Annotated in this window: 15 protein-coding genes; 10 read left to right on the top strand and 5 right to left on the bottom strand. The window is 67.7% G+C overall.

Translation table 11 applies throughout. The features are described from left to right. The first annotated feature begins 249 nt into the window (after positions 1 to 249). The 3 genes from ASG07_RS09820 to ASG07_RS09810 all read left to right on the top strand — a co-directional run bounded on the left by ASG07_RS09820 (position 250) and on the right by ASG07_RS09810 (position 4,693). Complete coding sequence (locus ASG07_RS09820) at positions 250 to 2,751, top strand: penicillin-binding protein 1A (protein WP_055845288.1); 2,502 nt, start codon at positions 250 to 252, stop codon at positions 2,749 to 2,751. A gap of 62 nt (positions 2,752 to 2,813) precedes the next feature. Next, on the top strand, positions 2,814 to 3,941 hold the full coding sequence (gene prfB / locus ASG07_RS09815; protein WP_055845284.1) for a peptide chain release factor 2: 1,128 nt from the start codon (positions 2,814 to 2,816) through the stop codon (positions 3,939 to 3,941). Then, positions 3,941 to 4,693 carry a class I SAM-dependent methyltransferase gene (locus tag ASG07_RS09810; RefSeq protein ID WP_055845281.1) on the top strand — a complete coding sequence of 251 codons (753 nt, stop codon included), beginning with the start codon at positions 3,941 to 3,943 and terminating at the stop codon, positions 4,691 to 4,693. Before prfB ends, ASG07_RS09810 begins: the two co-directional genes overlap by 1 nt. On the opposite strand, the gene ASG07_RS16935 is transcribed toward ASG07_RS09810, so the two are convergent. Beyond that, entirely contained in the window at positions 4,684 to 5,082 is a 399-nt protein-coding gene (locus tag ASG07_RS16935; protein ID WP_082474707.1) for a JAB domain-containing protein, read from the bottom strand. The genes ASG07_RS09810 and ASG07_RS16935 overlap by 10 nt on opposite strands. A 183-nt stretch (positions 5,083 to 5,265) precedes the next feature. Between ASG07_RS16935 and thyA the strand changes: the two genes are divergently transcribed. Further along, positions 5,266 to 6,159, top strand: coding sequence for a thymidylate synthase (thyA, locus tag ASG07_RS09800; RefSeq protein WP_055845274.1), 894 nt, complete (start codon positions 5,266 to 5,268; stop codon positions 6,157 to 6,159). Positions 6,160 to 6,190: 31 nt separating this feature from the next. Here thyA and ASG07_RS09795 read toward each other — a convergent pair whose 3' ends face one another. After that, a complete protein-coding gene (locus tag ASG07_RS09795) occupies positions 6,191 to 6,952 on the bottom strand; it encodes a glutaredoxin family protein (protein ID WP_055845270.1) in 762 nt (253 codons plus the stop codon). 73 nt (positions 6,953 to 7,025) lie between these two features. Here ASG07_RS09795 and ASG07_RS09790 point away from each other — a divergent pair, with 73 nt between their 5' ends. Then, complete coding sequence (locus tag ASG07_RS09790; RefSeq protein ID WP_055845267.1) at positions 7,026 to 7,439, top strand: MerR family transcriptional regulator; 414 nt, start codon at positions 7,026 to 7,028, stop codon at positions 7,437 to 7,439. 27 nt (positions 7,440 to 7,466) lie between these two features. Here ASG07_RS09790 and ASG07_RS09785 read toward each other — a convergent pair whose 3' ends face one another. Continuing rightward, positions 7,467 to 9,572 carry a TonB-dependent receptor gene (locus ASG07_RS09785; RefSeq protein WP_082474706.1) on the bottom strand — a complete coding sequence of 702 codons (2,106 nt, stop codon included), beginning with the start codon at positions 9,570 to 9,572 and terminating at the stop codon, positions 7,467 to 7,469. A 308-nt stretch (positions 9,573 to 9,880) separates the two neighbouring features. Then, positions 9,881 to 10,390 carry a hypothetical protein gene (locus ASG07_RS09780; protein WP_055845264.1) on the bottom strand — a complete coding sequence of 170 codons (510 nt, stop codon included), beginning with the start codon at positions 10,388 to 10,390 and terminating at the stop codon, positions 9,881 to 9,883. Between the two features lie 91 nt (positions 10,391 to 10,481). Here ASG07_RS09780 and ASG07_RS09775 point away from each other — a divergent pair, with 91 nt between their 5' ends. The 5 genes from ASG07_RS09775 (at position 10,482) to ASG07_RS09755 (ending at position 15,684) form a co-directional block, all read left to right on the top strand. Continuing rightward, positions 10,482 to 10,943: a dihydrofolate reductase gene (locus tag ASG07_RS09775; protein WP_055846070.1), complete on the top strand. Its 462-nt coding sequence runs from the start codon at positions 10,482 to 10,484 to the stop codon at positions 10,941 to 10,943. 80 nt (positions 10,944 to 11,023) lie between these two features. After that, on the top strand, positions 11,024 to 11,959 hold the full coding sequence (locus ASG07_RS09770) for a bifunctional riboflavin kinase/FAD synthetase (RefSeq protein WP_055845261.1): 936 nt from the start codon (positions 11,024 to 11,026) through the stop codon (positions 11,957 to 11,959). Then, on the top strand, positions 11,956 to 14,772 hold the full coding sequence (gene ileS, locus ASG07_RS09765) for an isoleucine--tRNA ligase (protein WP_055845258.1): 2,817 nt from the start codon (positions 11,956 to 11,958) through the stop codon (positions 14,770 to 14,772). The genes ASG07_RS09770 and ileS overlap by 4 nt, the downstream gene beginning before the upstream one ends. Then, the gene (gene lspA / locus ASG07_RS09760) at positions 14,769 to 15,287 is read left to right on the top strand and encodes a signal peptidase II (RefSeq protein ID WP_055846066.1); all 519 of its coding nucleotides are present in this window, start codon (positions 14,769 to 14,771) and stop codon (positions 15,285 to 15,287) included. Before ileS ends, lspA begins: the two co-directional genes overlap by 4 nt. Continuing rightward, positions 15,280 to 15,684: a DUF3035 domain-containing protein gene (locus ASG07_RS09755; RefSeq protein ID WP_055845255.1), complete on the top strand. Its 405-nt coding sequence runs from the start codon at positions 15,280 to 15,282 to the stop codon at positions 15,682 to 15,684. Before lspA ends, ASG07_RS09755 begins: the two co-directional genes overlap by 8 nt. 364 nt (positions 15,685 to 16,048) lie before the next feature. On the opposite strand, the gene ASG07_RS09750 is transcribed toward ASG07_RS09755, so the two are convergent. Then, positions 16,049 to 16,897: a TorF family putative porin gene (locus ASG07_RS09750; protein ID WP_055845251.1), complete on the bottom strand. Its 849-nt coding sequence runs from the start codon at positions 16,895 to 16,897 to the stop codon at positions 16,049 to 16,051. Between the last annotated feature and the right edge of the window lie 125 nt (positions 16,898 to 17,022).

The following is a 17,022-nucleotide window of genomic DNA, read 5'->3' as shown; positions in this document are numbered from 1 at the left end:
AACGGCGCAGCCGACAGCGAGGCTGCTCCTTGAACCGTGTCTAGCGCGCACGCTGCCGAACGCTGCATTGGACCAACCTTCCGACACCTATCCGAAATATCTCAGTAGTGTCGGCAATTGCTGTTGCCCGTAGCCGACGCATCCCACCGTCTTCCGTCGTGCGGATCAGTTTCGGCATGACGTGAGGAGTATGCGGCGAATCACACCGCTGGCGAGGCGACGCCAAGCTGGTATAAGCCGCGCCACAGTATGGCGTCCGCGTTCCCCAGCACCTCCGACATCCCCGACGACCGGCCACCCGGTGGTCGCCTTGCGCGCCTGTGGGGCCGCTGGTGGGTAAAGCTCCTCGCCGGACTGGCGGTGATCGCCGCGGCTGGCGTGTTCCTGCTATGGCTGCTCGTCATCCGCGACCTGCCGTCGGTCGACCAGTTGCGGACCTACGAACCGCCCTTGCCGACCAACGTGCGCGGCGCAGACGGTGTGCCGATCCAGTCCTACGCCCGCGAACGCCGCGTCGAATTGTCCTATGCGGAATACCCGCCGATGCTGGTCCGCGCGTTTCTCGCGGCCGAGGACCGGACCTTCTTCGAGCATCATGGCGTCGACTATCCGGGTCTTGCCGGCGCGGTCCTCGACTATGCGCAGAAGCTGGGCACCGGCCGCCGCGCCAAGGGCGGCTCCACCATCACACAACAGGTCGCGAAGAACCTGCTGATCGGCAACGAATATTCTCCCACGCGCAAGCTGCGGGAGGCCATTCTGGCGTGGAAGATCGAGGATACGCTGACCAAGCCGCAAATCCTGGAACTCTACCTCAACCAGATCGCGCTCGGTCGCAACGCGTTCGGCGTCGAGGCGGCCAGCCACGCCTATTTCGATAAGGAACTGGCCGATCTCAGTCTGGGGCAGATGGCGTACCTCGCCATCCTGCCCAAGGGGCCGTCCAACTACGACCCCGTTCGCCATCCAGAACGAGCGCTGGAACGCCGTAACTATGTGTTGCGAGAGATGCGGCGCAACGGCTTCATCACGCAGGCACAATTCGCCGAGGCGAATGCCGAGCCGCTCGGCACGATCCTGCGCCGCACGCCCAAATTCGAGTCGCAGGGCGGCTATTTCGTCGAGGAGGTCCGTCGCCTGCTGATCGACCGCTTCGGCGAGTCGGCGAAGGATGGCCCATACAGCGTCTATTCGGGCGGGCTCTGGGTTCGCTCGTCGCTCGACACGCGCTTGCAGGATCTGGCGCAGGAGGCATTGCGCGACGGCCTGATGCGGTTCGAGAGTGGTCGCGGCTGGTCCGGCCCGCTGCGGCATGTCGACGTCGAGGGCGACAACTGGCTCCAGCCGCTGCTCAACACGAATATCGGACTGGATTACAAGGACTGGCGGGCCGGCATCGCCATCGCGCGCGAGGATGGCGGCTGGTCGATCGGCTTCTCCGACGGCACGACGGGCACGCTTCCACGCTGGGCCGCGCAGATGCCGGTGCGCGGTGGCGGCGGTAACGCGTTCGGCGCGATCAAGGCGGGGGACATCCTCGCGGTCGCGCCATCCGGCGACGACTGGGCGATCCGCTCCGTGCCGCGCGTCTCCGGCGGCTTCGTCGTGGAAGAGCCCGGCACCGGCCGGGTACTGGCGATGCAGGGGGGCTTCGACGCCCGTCTTCAGGCGTTCAATCGCGCGACGCAGGCGATGCGACAGCCCGGCTCGACGATCAAGCCGATCGTCTATTCCGCGGCTCTGGAGAACGGCATGACGCCCGCGTCGATCATCGTTGACGGCCCGTTCTGCGTCTATCAGGGTGCGCGGCTGGGCCAGAAGTGCTTCCGCAACTTCGGCAACATGCGCGGGGCGGGGCCGCATACGATGCGCTGGGGCATCGAACAGTCGCGCAACCTGATGACCGTGCGCGCCGCCGCGCAGACCGGCATGCCGCGCATCGTGTCCTTGATGAAGCGGATGGGGATCGGCGACTATTCGCCCTATCTGTCGTTCGCGCTGGGAGCCGGCGAGACGACGGTGCAACGGATGGTGAACGCCTTTTCGATCCTCGCCAATCAGGGCCGTGGCGGACCACCCAGCCTGATCGATTTCGTGCAGGACCGGCGTGGCAAGGTGATCTTCCCCGACAACTGGCGTCCCTGCGACGGCTGCAACGCGCCCGACTGGAACGGCCGCACGATGCCGCGTCCCGCGGTACGGCAGAAGCAGGTGATCGATCCGTTGACGGCCTACCAGATGGTCCACATCACCGAAGGCGTGATCCAGCGCGGCACGGCCACGGTTCTGCGCGACCTCGACCGCCCGATGTTCGGCAAGACCGGCACCACCACCGGCCCGACCGATGTGTGGTTCATCGGCGGCACCCCGCAATTCGTCGGCGGTCTTTACATCGGGTACGACACCCCCCGGAATCTGGGCGGCGCGGTACAGGGCGGTACGTTCGCTGCGCCGATCTTCAAACAATTCGCGACGAACGCCTATGACGGGCTGGAAAAGCTGCCGTTCCGCGCCCCCGCCGGCATTCGCATGGTCCGCATCGATCGTGGCAGCGGAAAGCCGGTGTTCGGCACCTTCCCGACCGACACCGACCCCAAGGCGGCGGTGATCTGGGAAGCGTTCAAGCCCGAAACCGAACCCCGTCGCCGTGCCCGCCGTACTGATGCCGCGCCCACGGTCGGCCCGACCGCAGCGGCCACACAGGCACCGCGCGACAGCGATTTCTTGCAAAGGGAAGGCGGAATCTACTAGCCGCAGTTCCTATATCGCGGATGCGCCGGTCCGGCGCGTTCCCGACCCACTGGAGAGTATCAATGCGCGCCGAAGCGCAGGCCCATGTCGACAGCATCAACGACGCGCTGGCTTTGCTGCGCCGGTTCCTCGATTGGGACCGCGCGCTTCGCCGGCTCGACGAGCTGAACGCGCGTGTCGAGGACCAGGCGCTCTGGAACGATCCGAAGGCGGCGCAGGAGGTGATGCGCGAGCGTCGCCGGCTGGACGAGGCGATCGGTGCGACGCGCGCGATCGAAAGCGAACTGGCCGGCACCGTCGAACTGATAGAACTGGCCGAGGTCGAGGGCGATCAGGAGCTGGCGGACGAGGGCGTCACCGCGCTTGCCGATCTTGCCGCGCGTGCCGACCGCGACAAGGTGAAGGCGCTGCTGGCGGGCGAGGCCGACGCCAACGACACCTATATCGAGGTCAATGCCGGCGCGGGCGGTACCGAGAGCCAGGACTGGGCCGGCATGCTCAGCCGCATGTACACGCGCTGGGCGGAGCGGCACGGGCTGAAGGTCGAACTGGTCGACCAGCATTCGGGGGAACAGGCCGGCATCAAGTCCGCGACGCTGCTGCTGAAGGGCGAGAACGCCTATGGCTACGCGAAGACCGAGAGCGGCGTGCATCGCCTCGTCCGCATCAGTCCCTACGATTCCGCGGCGCGGCGGCATACGTCCTTCGCCAGCGTCTGGGTCTATCCGGTCGTCGACGACAACATCGAGGTCGAGTACAACGAATCGGACTTGCGGATCGATACGTATCGCGCGTCTGGTGCCGGTGGTCAGCACATCAACACGACCGATTCTGCGGTGCGGATCACGCACATACCGACCGGCATCGTCGTACAGTGCCAGAACCAGCGTTCGCAGCACAAGAACAAGGCAGAGGCATACAACCAGCTTCGCGCCCGCCTCTACGAACGCGAGCTTGCGATCCGCGAGCAGGCCGCCAATGCGGAAAATGCGAGCAAGACCGATATCGGCTGGGGTCACCAGATCCGTAGCTATGTCCTGCAACCCTATCAGATGGTGAAGGATCTGCGTACCGGCGTGACCTCGACCGCACCGGGCGACGTGCTCGACGGCGATCTCGACGCGTTCATGGCCGCGGCGCTGTCGCAGCGGGTGACCGGCGAAGTCGCGGAAGTGGAGGATGTCGATTGATGCGCGCCGCCGCTCTCCTCGCGCTGACGCTGTTGGGGGCCTGTGACGGCTCCAAGCCGCTCATCAAACGCGAGCCGGAGCAGCCGGGGCCGTTTCCCGCCGCGGACCGCCCCGTGGCGCATATCGTATCCAGCCGATGGTCGAACGAGGAAGCACGCGACCGCCTGCGCGAGGCGTCGCAGGTAATGGACCGTGCGTCGATCCGGCCCGGCATGACGGTGGCCGATATCGGCGCGGGCGAGGGCTATTACACCATCCGCCTCGCGGCGCGGGTCGGCGAGGACGGACGGGTGCTGGCGGAGGACATCTTCGCCTCGGTCCGTGACGAATTGGCCGAACGCGTCGCGCGCGAACGGCTGGACAATGTGAGCGTCCGGCTCGGGACGCCGGCCGATCCGAAGCTGCCCGAGAACAGCTTCGACCGCGTGCTGATGGTGCACATGTATCATGAGATCGAGCAGCCCTATGAGTTCCTGTGGCGGCTGCGTCCCTCATTGAAGCCGGACGGGCTGGTGGTCGTGGTCGACGCCGATCGTGCCACGCAGAACCACGGCACGCCGCCCGCGTTGCTCGCCTGCGAGTTCGCCGCTGTGGGATATCGGCGGGTGTCGATGGAAAACCTGCCGTCGGCCGGTGGGTATCTGGCGACCTTCCGTCCTCAAGGACCGCGGCCCGACCCCGAGACGATCAGGCGTTGTCAGCTTGCTCCGCCGGCATTGAACGAAGCGCCGCGCTCCGCCGCTCAAAGATAGCCAAGCGCCGCGAAGCTGGTGACGCCCTCGCGCGCGATGACCAGATGGTCGATCAAGGTCACGCCCACGGCCGACAGACCGCTCGCCAGGAGCCGTGTCGCCAGAATGTCGTCGGGACTGGGTGTCGCGTCGCCCGCGGGATGATTATGCGCGAGGATAGCCAGCTTCGCGTCCAACCGAAGTGCCTCACGGGCGATCGTCCGCACCGGCAGTGTGACGCTGCTATCCAGCCCCGCCAGATGGCGCATCCCGAGAATCCTCCGTTCCGGAGATAAAAAGACTACCGCCGCCATCTCGTTCGGCTGGTCGCGCAGGGAGGTGAACAGGCGCGAGGCATCTTCAAGGGTGAAAACGAGCTTTCGCGGGGTGACGTCGGGAACGATCGGCATCGATGGAGCCTGACGCGCTTCGCCGTGCGACGCTGCGCCAGATAGGTCCGGAACCGATCCGATGAAAGTCGCTGGTCGGCCTGGGGCCGGTGGCGTGCCACCTTGACTGGAACAGCCGCTATGATGATCGACGCACACGCGGCGCGTCCTACGTGTGGCCCGCCTGTTTGCCTGGAGTCCGTTATGGCGAGTGTCGACGACCAATATGGTGCCATCCTGCGCGCCATCCTCGAACACGGAGATGTCCGGACCGAGCGCACCGGAGTCGGTACGCGATCGTTTTTCGGAGTCACTGCCCGGTTCGATCTGTCCAACGGAGAGGTGCCGGTGGTTTCCGGGAAGCGGGTGGCCTGGAAGCTGGCCGTGAAGGAAATGCTGTGGTTCCTGACCGGCAGCACGAACATCCGGCCGCTCGTCACCAGCAAGGTGGGCATCTGGACGGACTGGCCGCTGGCCCGGTACCGCGCCGAGACCGGGACGGATATCGACCAGACCGAGTTCGAGCGGAAGATCGTCGCGGACGAGGCGTTCGCGGCGCGGTGGGGCGAGCTGGGCCCGGTCTATGGCAAGCAATGGCGGCGCTGGGATGACGGCAAGGGCGGCGTCATCGATCAGGTCGCGACCGTCATCAGGCTGCTGCGGGAAGCGCCGACCAGCCGCCGTATCCTGTTCCACGGATGGAACGTCGCCGACCTGCCGGAGATGGCGCTGCCGCCCTGTCACATGGTCTATCAGTTCTTCGTCCGCGACGGCAAGCTGAGCTGCCTGCTGTTCCAGAGGAGCGCCGACCATTTCCTGGGCACGCCGTTCAACTGGGTGGGAGCCTCCGCATTGATGCTGATGCTGGCGCAGCAGGCGGGCCTGACGCCGGGCGAACTGATCTGGAACGGCGGCGACGTCCACCTGTACCTGAACCATGTCGAGCAGGCGCACGAGCTGCTGAGCCGGACGCCGAGACCCGCGCCGCGGCTTCGCCTGATCCGGCACGCCGCCTCGATCGACGATTACCGCATCGAGGATTTCGAACTGACGGGATATGATCCCCATCCCGCGATCAAGGCGGATGTCGCGGTCTGAAACCCGTACCGTGTATCCGGCGCGCAGGCGGTCAGGGCATCGGGTGAGCGCCGACGGCCATCCACACCGCCATCGCGACCATCATCAGGTTCTCGGTCAGCGACAGGAATCCGAGCGGCACGTTGCTCGACCCGCCGACACAGGCGCATTTCAGGTCGCGCCGGTCGATATAGACCGCCTTGACGACGGACACCGCGCCGATTGAGCCGATGACCAACGCGATCGGGACGGACAGCCATGTCAGCACACCGGCGATCATCAGGATGCCGGCCAGTCTCTCCGCGAAGGGATAGACCCGGGCATAGGGCACCCAATGCCGGGCGAGCAGGTCGTAGTTGAGGAACATCGTCGCGAAACTCTCGATGTTCTGCAGCTTCATCAGCGCCAGCACGGTCATGCTGAAGGCGACGAACCATTCCGCCGTGCGAAGGGTGAAGGGTGTGCCGAACGCCGCCTGACCGGCCGCGAGCGCCATCAGTGCGGTGACGGCGAACAGCGCCGCGACCGGCGTGTAGCTGGTCGCCTTCGGATCGGGCACGAACAGGCCGAGATGTCGGCGGAGGTCATTGTGGCCGCCGATACGGACGCCGTCGATGAAGATCTGCGGCGTGGTGCGGACGCCGTGTTCCGCCTTGAACGCGTCGGTGTCCTCGCGCGTGTGGAGCAGGCGGTCGTCGACGGCATAGCCATGGCGACGCAGAAGATGTCTCGCCTTAAGCCCGTAGGGGCAAACGTGCCGGTCCATCGCCATGCGGTAGAGGACGGCGCGGGGGCGTTCGGTGGACGAGGACATGGCAGCGGCTTCCGACTGGTATCGGGAGGACTGCTGCCGACATAGGGACCGTACCATGGTACGGAGTCAAGACATGGCGGGATGGACGATCGCGGGATTGGCGCGGGCGGCGGGCGTGGGGGTGGAAACCGTCCGCTATTATCAGCGGCGCGGATTGCTGGAGACGCCGGATCGGCCGGGCGGCGGCGGATCGGCCGGGGGCATCCGGCGCTACGGCGACGCGGATGCGGGCCGGTTGCGCTTTATCCGGTCGGCACAGGCGGCTGGCTTCACGCTCGACCAGATCGGCGAACTGCTGGCGCTCGACGCGATCGACGACCGCGACCGGGTGCGGGCGCTGGCGGTGGAGCGGGTGGCCGCGCTGGATGCCCGGATCGCGGAGCTGGAACGGGCGCGATCGTCGCTCCGCCGGCTGGCGCAGGAATGTGGCAGCGGCGCGGCCGGGCCGTGCCCGATCCTGACGTCGTTCGACCACCGGGTCGGCTGACGACGCCCGGACCGGGCCGGATCGCGATCAGAACCGTGCGCGCACGGCCCCGAAGACGCTGCGCGGATCGGCGGGCGCGTGCAGGCGCTGCGTCCCGTCGAACCAGACATATTCGTAACGGTCATCGGTCAGGTTGCGGACCTGCGCCGAAACCTCGATCGCTTTCGTCAGGCGCCAGGCCAGTTCCGCCGTCACCTGAAAGTATTCGCCGTAACGGCCCTGGCTGTTGGCGGTGTCCAGTTCGTAGGACGACTGGCCGTTGCCCCATAACGATGCGCGCCACGGCAGCGCCGCCGGTGCCCATTCGACACCGGCGGTATAGACGTTGCGCGGCACGTGATCGATCGCGTTGCCCGCCGTCAGCGGCGCGGCGGGATCGGCGACGCGGATCACCGCCGTCTGGTGCGACCAGCTGGCCCAAGCCGACAGCCCGGACAGCGGCTGCACGCTCGCCTCCAGATCGAAACCGCGGCGACGGGTCGCGCCGAGATTGTCGAACTCGCCCGAGGGATCGTTGAGGCGACGCCGCAACTCGCCGCTGGCGGTCTGTTGCCACACCGCGGCGCGCGCGGTCAGCCAGCGGCCCTGCGCCAGCTTGATCCCGGCCTCGTACCCCTCGTTGATCGAAGGTTCGAGGTCGCGGACCCGCGGGGGGACGACGAAGGCCCCCGATCCCGCCCCGATCTGGAAGGTGCGTCCGTAATTGCCATAGGCGGTGACGCCGGTGACGGGCGTCAGCGCGACCGACACCTTGGGCTGGCTGATAGTGCCATAGTCGTTGAGCGGATAGGCGCGACCGACGAGCCGGTTGGCGTAGCGGCCGCCGACCCGGTCGATCCGCCATGCCGGCGTGATCGTCAGCCAGCGCGCGGGCGTCACGATCGCCTGCACATAGCCGCCACCCACCGTCAGGTCGAAGTCCTGATCGCGCGTCGCCGCGACGATCGTGCGGCGATCGGTGGTCCAGCGCAGGCTGCGATTATGCTGCCATTGTACGTCGCCGCCCATCTCCGCCATCAGCCAGTCGGCCGCGTACCAGTGCAGCCCGGCGACGAGGCCGTATTGTTGCTCGTCGGTCAGCCGTCGCTGCTGCGCGACACTGGCCGAGAAGCGGACGTAGCGATCGTCGTCGAGAGCGTTGGCGTAGCCGACCGCGGTCAGCGACATCCGGGACGCGAGATCGGCATTGAGGTGCAGGCTGTATTGCGACAGTTCGCGTGTGCCGCCGTCCGTGGCGGATACCGCGTAGGACCGCCGCCGGTCGGTATAGGCGTCGGCATCGGTCAGATAGCCCGGCTCCTCCGCCGCGGAGCGGCCGTGGCGGACAATCAGGCCGAGCTTCGCCGGCCCGAAATCGTAGAACCACTTGCCCGCGAAGTTCAGCCGGTCGAGGTCGGCATGATCGCGGTATCCCCCGGTGCGGCGATAGGCGAGCAGGTAGTTCTGGCTGAGCTTTCCCGTCTCGACGCCCGCGGACAGTTGCGCGTCATAGGTGCCGAACGCCCCGGCGATGCCGCGCGCGTCGAGATAGGTGCCGCCGGTCCGGGTCGCGATGCTGGCGCTGCCGGCGATGGCGTGCAGGCCCCAGCGTGGGTCCGACGTTCCGCGCACCAGTTCGACCGAGGCGATGTCGAGCGGCGACACCAGATCGATGAAGTCCATGCGACCGGCATTGTCGTTGGACGGGACGCCGTCGATCAGCAGCTTGACCGCGTTGATCTCCCCCTCTCCGTTGAAACCGCGGATCGAGAAGCGGCCCGACGTGGTGCCCTGATTGAAATCGGTCAGCACGACGCCCGGCAGCCGCGCGAACAGCTCCCACGCATTGTCGACATTCTGCCGCCGGGCCACCTCGCCGCCGAGGATGTCGACGGAGGTCAGCACGTTGGCGGTCGATCGTGCCATGCCACTGGCGGTCACGACGATATCGCCGTCGCCGATCGCGACCTGCGTACCGGGCCGCGCGTGATCGCCCGTGCCGGCGTGATGATCCTGCGCGGCGGCGGGCGCGACGATCAGCAGGCAGGACGCCGCAGCACCCGCCAGCGACAGGGTTCGGGAGGAGGTTCGGGAGAGGGTTCTACCCTTCGAAGCCGGGGCGCAGAGCCTCGCCGGCCGGTTGATGGTGGTCATCGTGCTTCCTGTGTTTTGGCATGGCGTTCGTGATCGGCGGCGGGGCAGCCGGCGTCAAAATCGGGCACGCTGGGCCGCGTCAGGCCAGCCGCGCCGCGGATCGAGCCGCCGCTGCACGGCAACAGCATCCCGCCATATCGGCCACCTTCGGGCAGCGCGCGGCGGACGAAGTCGCCCTGCGTCCGGTCGGCGATCGCGTGATCGCCGCGGACGACGACGGGGCTGATGTCGATCGGAAACCGGGGCTGCCGGACCGCGCCCCGGTCGCCTCGCGGATGCGGCTGCCCGGTTCCGTCCGGCTGCGCGGATCAGCGGAAGAGGCGGATCGCTGCTGGCGGAGGGCCGCGGAGCGGCGGGCGCAGGTGGCGTGCCGGCAGCGATGCGACGGGAGAGATGGCCAGCAGCGCGGCGGCGGCGACGACGGCCAGCGCGGCCGCGACGATCGACGGATCGACCGCGCCCAGCACCTGCGCCGAAAGGCCGGCATAGGCGCACGGCATTTCCACGCCGCGATGATCCTTCCTGCCGTGATCGCCGTGATCGCCGGGTCCGTCGTGGCCGGCGGTCGGGCCGTGCGCCATCGTCATACCGTGGTCCATGCCCGGCATCGCGCCCGACATGCCCTGCGCCCCGGGCGCGGACGTGGTGTCCTGCGCCCCGGGCGCGAACGTGACGCCAGGACAGATCGCGACCGTGACGCTGCCGTGGTCGTTGACGACCATGTAGCCGGTCGGCACAAGCAGCTTCAGCAGCAGCGCCGCCGTGCAGATCAGCATGGCGAGGTGGCGTTGCGCGAGGAGATGCCGGACGGCGTGCACGACGGCCGGCTACCGCGATCCGGCAGGGGTGTCACTGGGACATTGTGTCCCAGCCACCGTCGAACCGGTGGCGAACGATGAGGACCGCCCGATGCCCAGTTTCCATCTCGCGCGTGCGGACAATGGCGTGATCGGCGTCGACGGGCGGCTGCCGTGGCACATCCCCGCCGACCTGAAACGGTTCAAGGCGCAGACGCTGGGTCGCGCGATGATTATGGGCCGCAAGACGTTCGACAGCTTTCCCGCGCCGTTGCCGGGGCGACGCCATATCGTGCTGACCCGCGATAGCGGCTGGTCGGCGGCGGGCGCGGAGGTCGCCCATTCGCCGGCGGACGCGCTGGCGCTGGCCGGCGACGACGCGGCGGTGATCGGCGGGGCGGAGGTGTTCGCGCTGTTCACGCCGGATCGCATCGAACTGACCGAAGTGCATTGCTCGCCCGACGGCGATGCCGTCGTGCCGGCGTTCGACGGCTGGCGGGAGGTCGCGCGGGAGGATCTTCCGGCGGCGGGCGAGCGGCCCGCGTACAGCTTCGTGACGTTGCTCCGGCCCTGACCACACCCGCCCCTCGGGGCGGGGGCGGGGCCTCGCCGAAACCCCTATCGCCCGCGCCGGCCGGCCCGTATAGCGCCGGCATGCAGCGGCTCGACGGCGGCTCGGCCATTCCGCCCCATCTCGCCGGCGGGATCGTCGCGCTCGGCAATTTCGATGGCTTTCATCTCGGCCACCAGGCGGTGGTGGGGGAGGCGGTACGGCGTGCGCGGGCGGCTGGCCGCCCCGCGCTGGTGGCGACGTTCGACCCGCATCCCGTGCGTCATTTCATGCCCGACGCCGCGCCGTTCCGGCTGACGACGCTCGACCAGCGCGAGCGGCTGTTCGCGGCGGCGGGCGCGGATGCGATGGTCGTCTTCCATTTCGACGGCGTGCTGGCCGGGCTGACCGCGCAGGATTTCGTCCGCCGGTGTCTGGTCGAGGATCTGAAGGTCGGCGGCGTCGTGACCGGCGAGGATTTCACCTTCGGCAAGTCGAAGGGCGGCAATGTCGGCCTGCTCGCCGAACTGGGCCGCGATTACGGGTTCGAGGCCGCGGCCGTCGCGGCGGTGTCGCTGGACGGCGAGCCGGTGTCGTCGAGCCGCATCCGCGCCCACCTGAGGCTGGGCGAGGCGCGGGCGGCGGCACGGCTGCTGACGCGGCCGTTCGCGATCGAGGGCGTGGTCGAGCATGGCGACAAGGTGGGGCGGACGATCGGCTATCCGACCGCGAACCTGTCGATGGGGAAGTATATCCGCCCGGCCTACGGCATCTATGCGGTGCGCGGACGGCTGGCGGACGGGCGGATGCTGGACGGCGCCGCGAATCTGGGCATCCGGCCGCAATTCGTTCCGTTGAAGGAATTGCTGGAACCGTTCTTCTTCGACTTCTCGGAAGACCTGTATGGACAGGCGCTTGAGGTCGAACTGATCGAATATCTGCGACCGGAAGCGATGTTCGACGGCATGGACGCGCTCATAGCGCAGATGGACGCCGATTGCGCGCGGGCACGGGAGGTTCTAGGCGCGCGGAACGCATGACCGACGCACCCAACACTCCGCGCGACTCCGCCAGGGACTATCGCGATACCGTCTTCCTGCCGAAGACCGACTTTCCGATGAAGGCGGGCCTTGCCGCCAAGGAGCCGGCGATCCTCGATCGCTGGGCGCGCATCGGCCTGTACGACCGGCTGCGCCGCGAGCGGGAGGGGTGCGAACGCTTCATCCTGCACGACGGTCCGCCCTATGCGAATGGCGACATCCACATGGGTCACGCCATGAACAAGGTGCTGAAGGACATCATCGTCCGCAGCCAGACCCTGCTCGGCAAGGATGCGCCGTACGTGCCCGGCTGGGACTGCCACGGCCTGCCGATCGAGTGGAAGGTCGAGGAAGCGTATCGCGCGAAGAAGCTGAACAAGGACGACGTTCCGGTCGACCAGTTCCGCGCCGAGTGCCGCGCCTATGCAGAGAAGTGGGTCGACGTGCAGCGCGCCGAGTTCGAGCGGCTGGGCGTGATGGGCGACTGGGCCGATCCCTATCTGACGATGAACTACGACGCGGAGGCGGCGATCGTCGGCGAACTGTTGAAGTTCGCCGAATCGGGTCAGCTGTATCGCGGGGCCAAGCCGGTGATGTGGTCGCCGGTCGAGAAGACCGCGCTGGCCGAAGCGGAGGTCGAATATGAGGACGTCGTGTCGACCCAGATCGACGTCGGGTTCGAGATCGTCGAGGCACCAGAATATCCGCCGCTGGTCGGCGCGATCGCGGTGATCTGGACGACGACGCCGTGGACGATCCCGGTCAATCAGGCTTTGGCCTATGGTTCGGCGATCGATTATCTGGTGTTCGGTTACAAGGGTAAGCGGTATCTGGTCGCGGAGCCGCTGTTGCCGGCCTTCACGAAGCGCACCGGCATCGGCATGGAATCGTTCGAGGCGTTGGCCAAGGGGCCGGTGCTGGAGGGCGCGACGGCGCGTCACCCGATGCACCATCTGGGCGGGTTCTTCGCGAAGCCGCGGCCGTTCCTCGAAGGCGATTTCGTCACGATCGACGCCGGTACGGGTCTGGTGCATATGTCGCCGGATCACGGCGAGGACGATTTCCTGCTGTGCAAGCGGCACGGCATCGATCCCGTCTTCGCGGTCGACGGCGCCGGCATGTACCGCGCGGACTGGGCGTGGCTGGGCGGGCAGGGCTCCGTCATCAACAAGAAGTTCGTGGCGGCGGACGGGCCGATCTGTTCGGACCTGCGCGAAGCCGGCGCGCTGATCGCGGCCTCCGACGATTTCAGGCACAGCTATCCGCATTCGTGGCGGTCCAAGGCGAAGGTGATCCAGCGCGCGACGCCGCAGTGGTTCATCCCGATGGATCGGAGCGCGGGCGTAGACGCGGGTGAGGCGGCTGGCACGACGGACGCCGCGCTGACCAACGGCGCGACGCTGCGCGAGGTCGCGCTGGACGCGATCGCGGCGACGCAGTGGGTGCCGGCGCGCGCCGAGAACCGCATCCGGGCGATGGTCGAGGGTCGGCCCGACTGGGTCATCAGCCGCCAGCGTGCGTGGGGCGTGCCGATCGCGCTGTACGTCCACCGCCAGACCGGCGAGTATCTGAGCGACCCGGCCGTCAACGCCCGCATCGTCGCGGCGTTTCGCGAGGGCGGGGCGGATGCGTGGTTCACGGCGGATCATCAGGCGCTGCTCGGCGACGCGCACACGCTGGCCGATTACGAGCCGCAGCGCGACATCCTGGACGTGTGGTTCGATTCGGGCTGCACGCACGTGTTCACGGTCGAGGCGCGGTACGGCGCGGACGTGCGCGCGAACCTGTATCTCGAAGGGTCCGACCAGCATCGCGGCTGGTTCCAGTCGTCGTTGCTGGAAAGCTGCGGCACGCGCGGGCGCGCGCCCTACGATGCGGTGCTGACGCACGGCTTCGCGCTGGACGACAAGGGCCGCAAGATGTCCAAATCGCTGGGCAACGTCGTCGATCCGCTGAAGATCATCGGCGAAAGCGGCGCGGACATCCTGCGCATGTGGGTCGCGTCGACCGATTATTTCGACGACGTCCGCATCGGCAAGGAAGTGCTGGCGACCGCATCCGACGCGTATCGCAAGCTGCGCAACACGTTCCGCTATCTGCTCGGCGCGCTGGACGGTTATTCGGACGCCGAGACGGTCGACGTCGCCGACATGCCGGAGCTGGAGCAGTATATCCTGCATCGGCTGGGGATGCTGGATACCGAGCTGCGCGAGGCGGCGACGGGATATGAGTTCAACCGCTACATCCGCCTGCTGACCGATTTCGCGAACGAGGACCTGTCCGCGTTCTTCTTCGACGTGCGCAAGGACAGCCTGTATTGCGACGCGCACGACAGCGTGAAACGGCGCAGTTACCGGACGGTGCTCGATACGCTGTTCCACGCGCTGGTCCGCTATGCCGCGCCGGTGCTGTGCTTCACCGCCGAGGAGGTGTGGCAGGCGCGCTATCCGAGCGAGGACGGCTCGGTGCATCTGCTCGAATGGCCGGAACTGCCGCCTATACCGGGCGATTCGCCGCTCGGCACGCGGTGGCAGGCGGTGCGCGCGCTGCGCGTCGCCGTGACCGAGGCGATCGAGCCGCTGCGCCGCGAGAAGACGGTCCGCTCCAGTCTGGAGGCGGAGGTGACGGTGTCGTCGACGCCGCTGCCGGTAGACGAACTGGCGGAGATCTTCATCGTCGCCGCCGTGCGCGAGGCCGACGACGTCACGGTGACACGGACCGGGTATCAGAAATGCGGCCGTTGCTGGCGGCATCTGCCCGAGGTGACCGAGGACGGGTCGCTGTGCGACCGCTGCGCCGGGGTCGTCGCGTGACGCGCACGTTGCCGCGCGCCGCGCTGGGACTGGCGCTGGCGGTGCTGATCGTCGATCAGGTCGTGAAATGGTGGGTGACGGGGCCGATGGGGCTGAGTTACCTGTCCGCCTATCGCACGATCACGCCGTTCTTCGACCTGCGCTACGTCGCCAATTGCGGCGTGTCGCTGGGGCTGCTGCACGGCGACGAGGCGTGGTGGCCGTGGGTGCTGGTCGCGCTGACCGGCGCGATCTCGATCGGCGTGTTCGTGTGGATGCTGCGCGAAAGGAACGCCGTCGATCGCATCGCGCTGGGCGCGGTGCTGGGCGGGGCGCTGGGCAATATCGCCGATCGCCTGTTCCGGTCGCCGCGCTGCGTCGTCGACTATGCCGATCTGCACATCGGCGACTGGCGTCCCTTTTTGGTCTTCAATGTCGCCGACGTGGCGATTACGGTGGGCGTCGCGACGCTGCTGATCCGCGCGTTCCTGGTCCGCGACAAGCGCCAGCCTTCTACGGAGAGTTCCCATGCGTAAGTCCGTCATCCTCGTCGCCGGGGCCGCCGCGATCCTGTCGGGTTGCGCGGGCAAGTCGCTCGACCGGGCGCGTCCGGACGAATTCGCGGTGGCGCGTCAGGCTCCGCTGGTGATCCCGCCCGATTACGCGCTGGTCCCGCCGCAGCCGGGTGCCGCCCGCCCGCAGGACGTGTCGACGCAGGCGCAGACGCTGGAGGCCCTGTTCGGCGGTACGGCTCCGCGCAGCGCCGCCGAGTCGGCGGTGGTCGAGGAGGCCGGCGGCGACACGGTGGAGAACGGTATCCGTTCGTCGGTCGGCGATCCGCAGACCAACGTCGTGAACAAGGGCACGACGACGCGCGACATCGTCGCCGCACCGGCCGCCGATGGCGCGGACGCGAAGGCGACGGCGCAGTGAGGAGCCGACGGGCGGTCGTTTCCGGCGGGCCGGGGCTGCTGCGCCGGAGCATGATGACCTGACGTCCGTTCGCCCAGAGCCGGTCGAAGGGCATTGGGCCCACCTGTGCTTCGACAAGCTCGGCACGAACGGTTCGCACCGATGTCTCACGGCTCGATAAGACGCCGGCTTTCGCCGGTGTAACGCGTCAAGGGGCGGCTTCCGTGAGGAGGCCGCCCCTTTCGTTCCGGGCATGATGACGTGGGTTCGGCCCAGGCTTACCTTTGTTTCAGGGAAGGGCCGGGTGGGTCCCTCTACGAGCGAGGTACACGCGGATGCTCCCCTCCCCTGAAGGGAAGGGGAATTTCAGCCCCCGTCTCCCGCTTCAGAACGCTGCGGTCAGCGAGAACAGGAACGTGCCGTCGGCGATGTTGCCGCTGCCGTCCTGGCCGTTGCTGAAGCTGGGGCGGAGATATTCCGCGTCGCGCGCCGAGATGTCGGTGCCGACATAGGACACGCCGAGCGTCAGGTTCTTGAACGTCGTGTCGACGCCGACCATCCAGTCGAAATACTTGCCGGTAGGCGCTACCGAGGTGGCGTTGGGGCCGAGGCCGCGGTTGCCGTCCGAAAAGCCGACATGCGCCTTTGCCGTGAACGGCGTGCTGGGCACGGCGGTCGATGCGTCGACCCAGACGTACAGATTGTCCTCCTTGTCGCCCGGATCGTTGTAGACGCCGGCGGCGGCATCCGCGCCGGTGAAGTACCAGCGGCCGAGCGCTTCCTGTGCGGGCGCATAGGCGACGCCGGCGGTCAGCGACGCCGGGCCGAGCGACCCGGACACCTTCGCATAGGGTTCGAAGAAGTCGGTTTTGTCCGCGCCGCCCGGATACATGTAATAGGTGACGCCGACGTCGAGCGTCACGTCCTCGGTCGGTTTGAACTTGTAGCCGCCGATGATGTCGAGTTCGAGGTTGGCGCCGCCGAAGGTGCCCCAGCCGGCGAGGTTCGAACCCCAGAAGCCGCCATAGAGGCCGCTTTCATGCGCGACGGTGACGCCGGCCTGAACGGCGACGTCCTCGTCGGATTGCGACACGCCGCGGAACCGGTAATCAGACACGATCGCGGCGGAACCGCTGATGGTGACCGGTGGCGGTGGCGCGGTGTCGTCCTGAGCGAAGGCCGGGGTAGCTGCGACGAGCGAAAGCCCGCCGACGAGAAGGTGCGAGAAGCGCATCGTATTCCCCTGTTGGGATGAAACCGATTGCTCCGCCTGCTTCCCGGGAACGCCGCGTGTGTCCGGCCCGTCGGGGGCCGTCTTGCGATCTACTCGCCGGGACGTCCTGATTGCCAGCGCCTGCT

The sequence above is a fragment of the Sphingomonas sp. Leaf343 genome (genome assembly GCF_001423765.1).
Taxonomy (GTDB): domain Bacteria; phylum Pseudomonadota; class Alphaproteobacteria; order Sphingomonadales; family Sphingomonadaceae; genus Sphingomonas.
The sequence above is the reverse complement of the archived record's forward strand: the minus strand, read 5'-3'. Positions and strand labels throughout refer to the sequence as shown.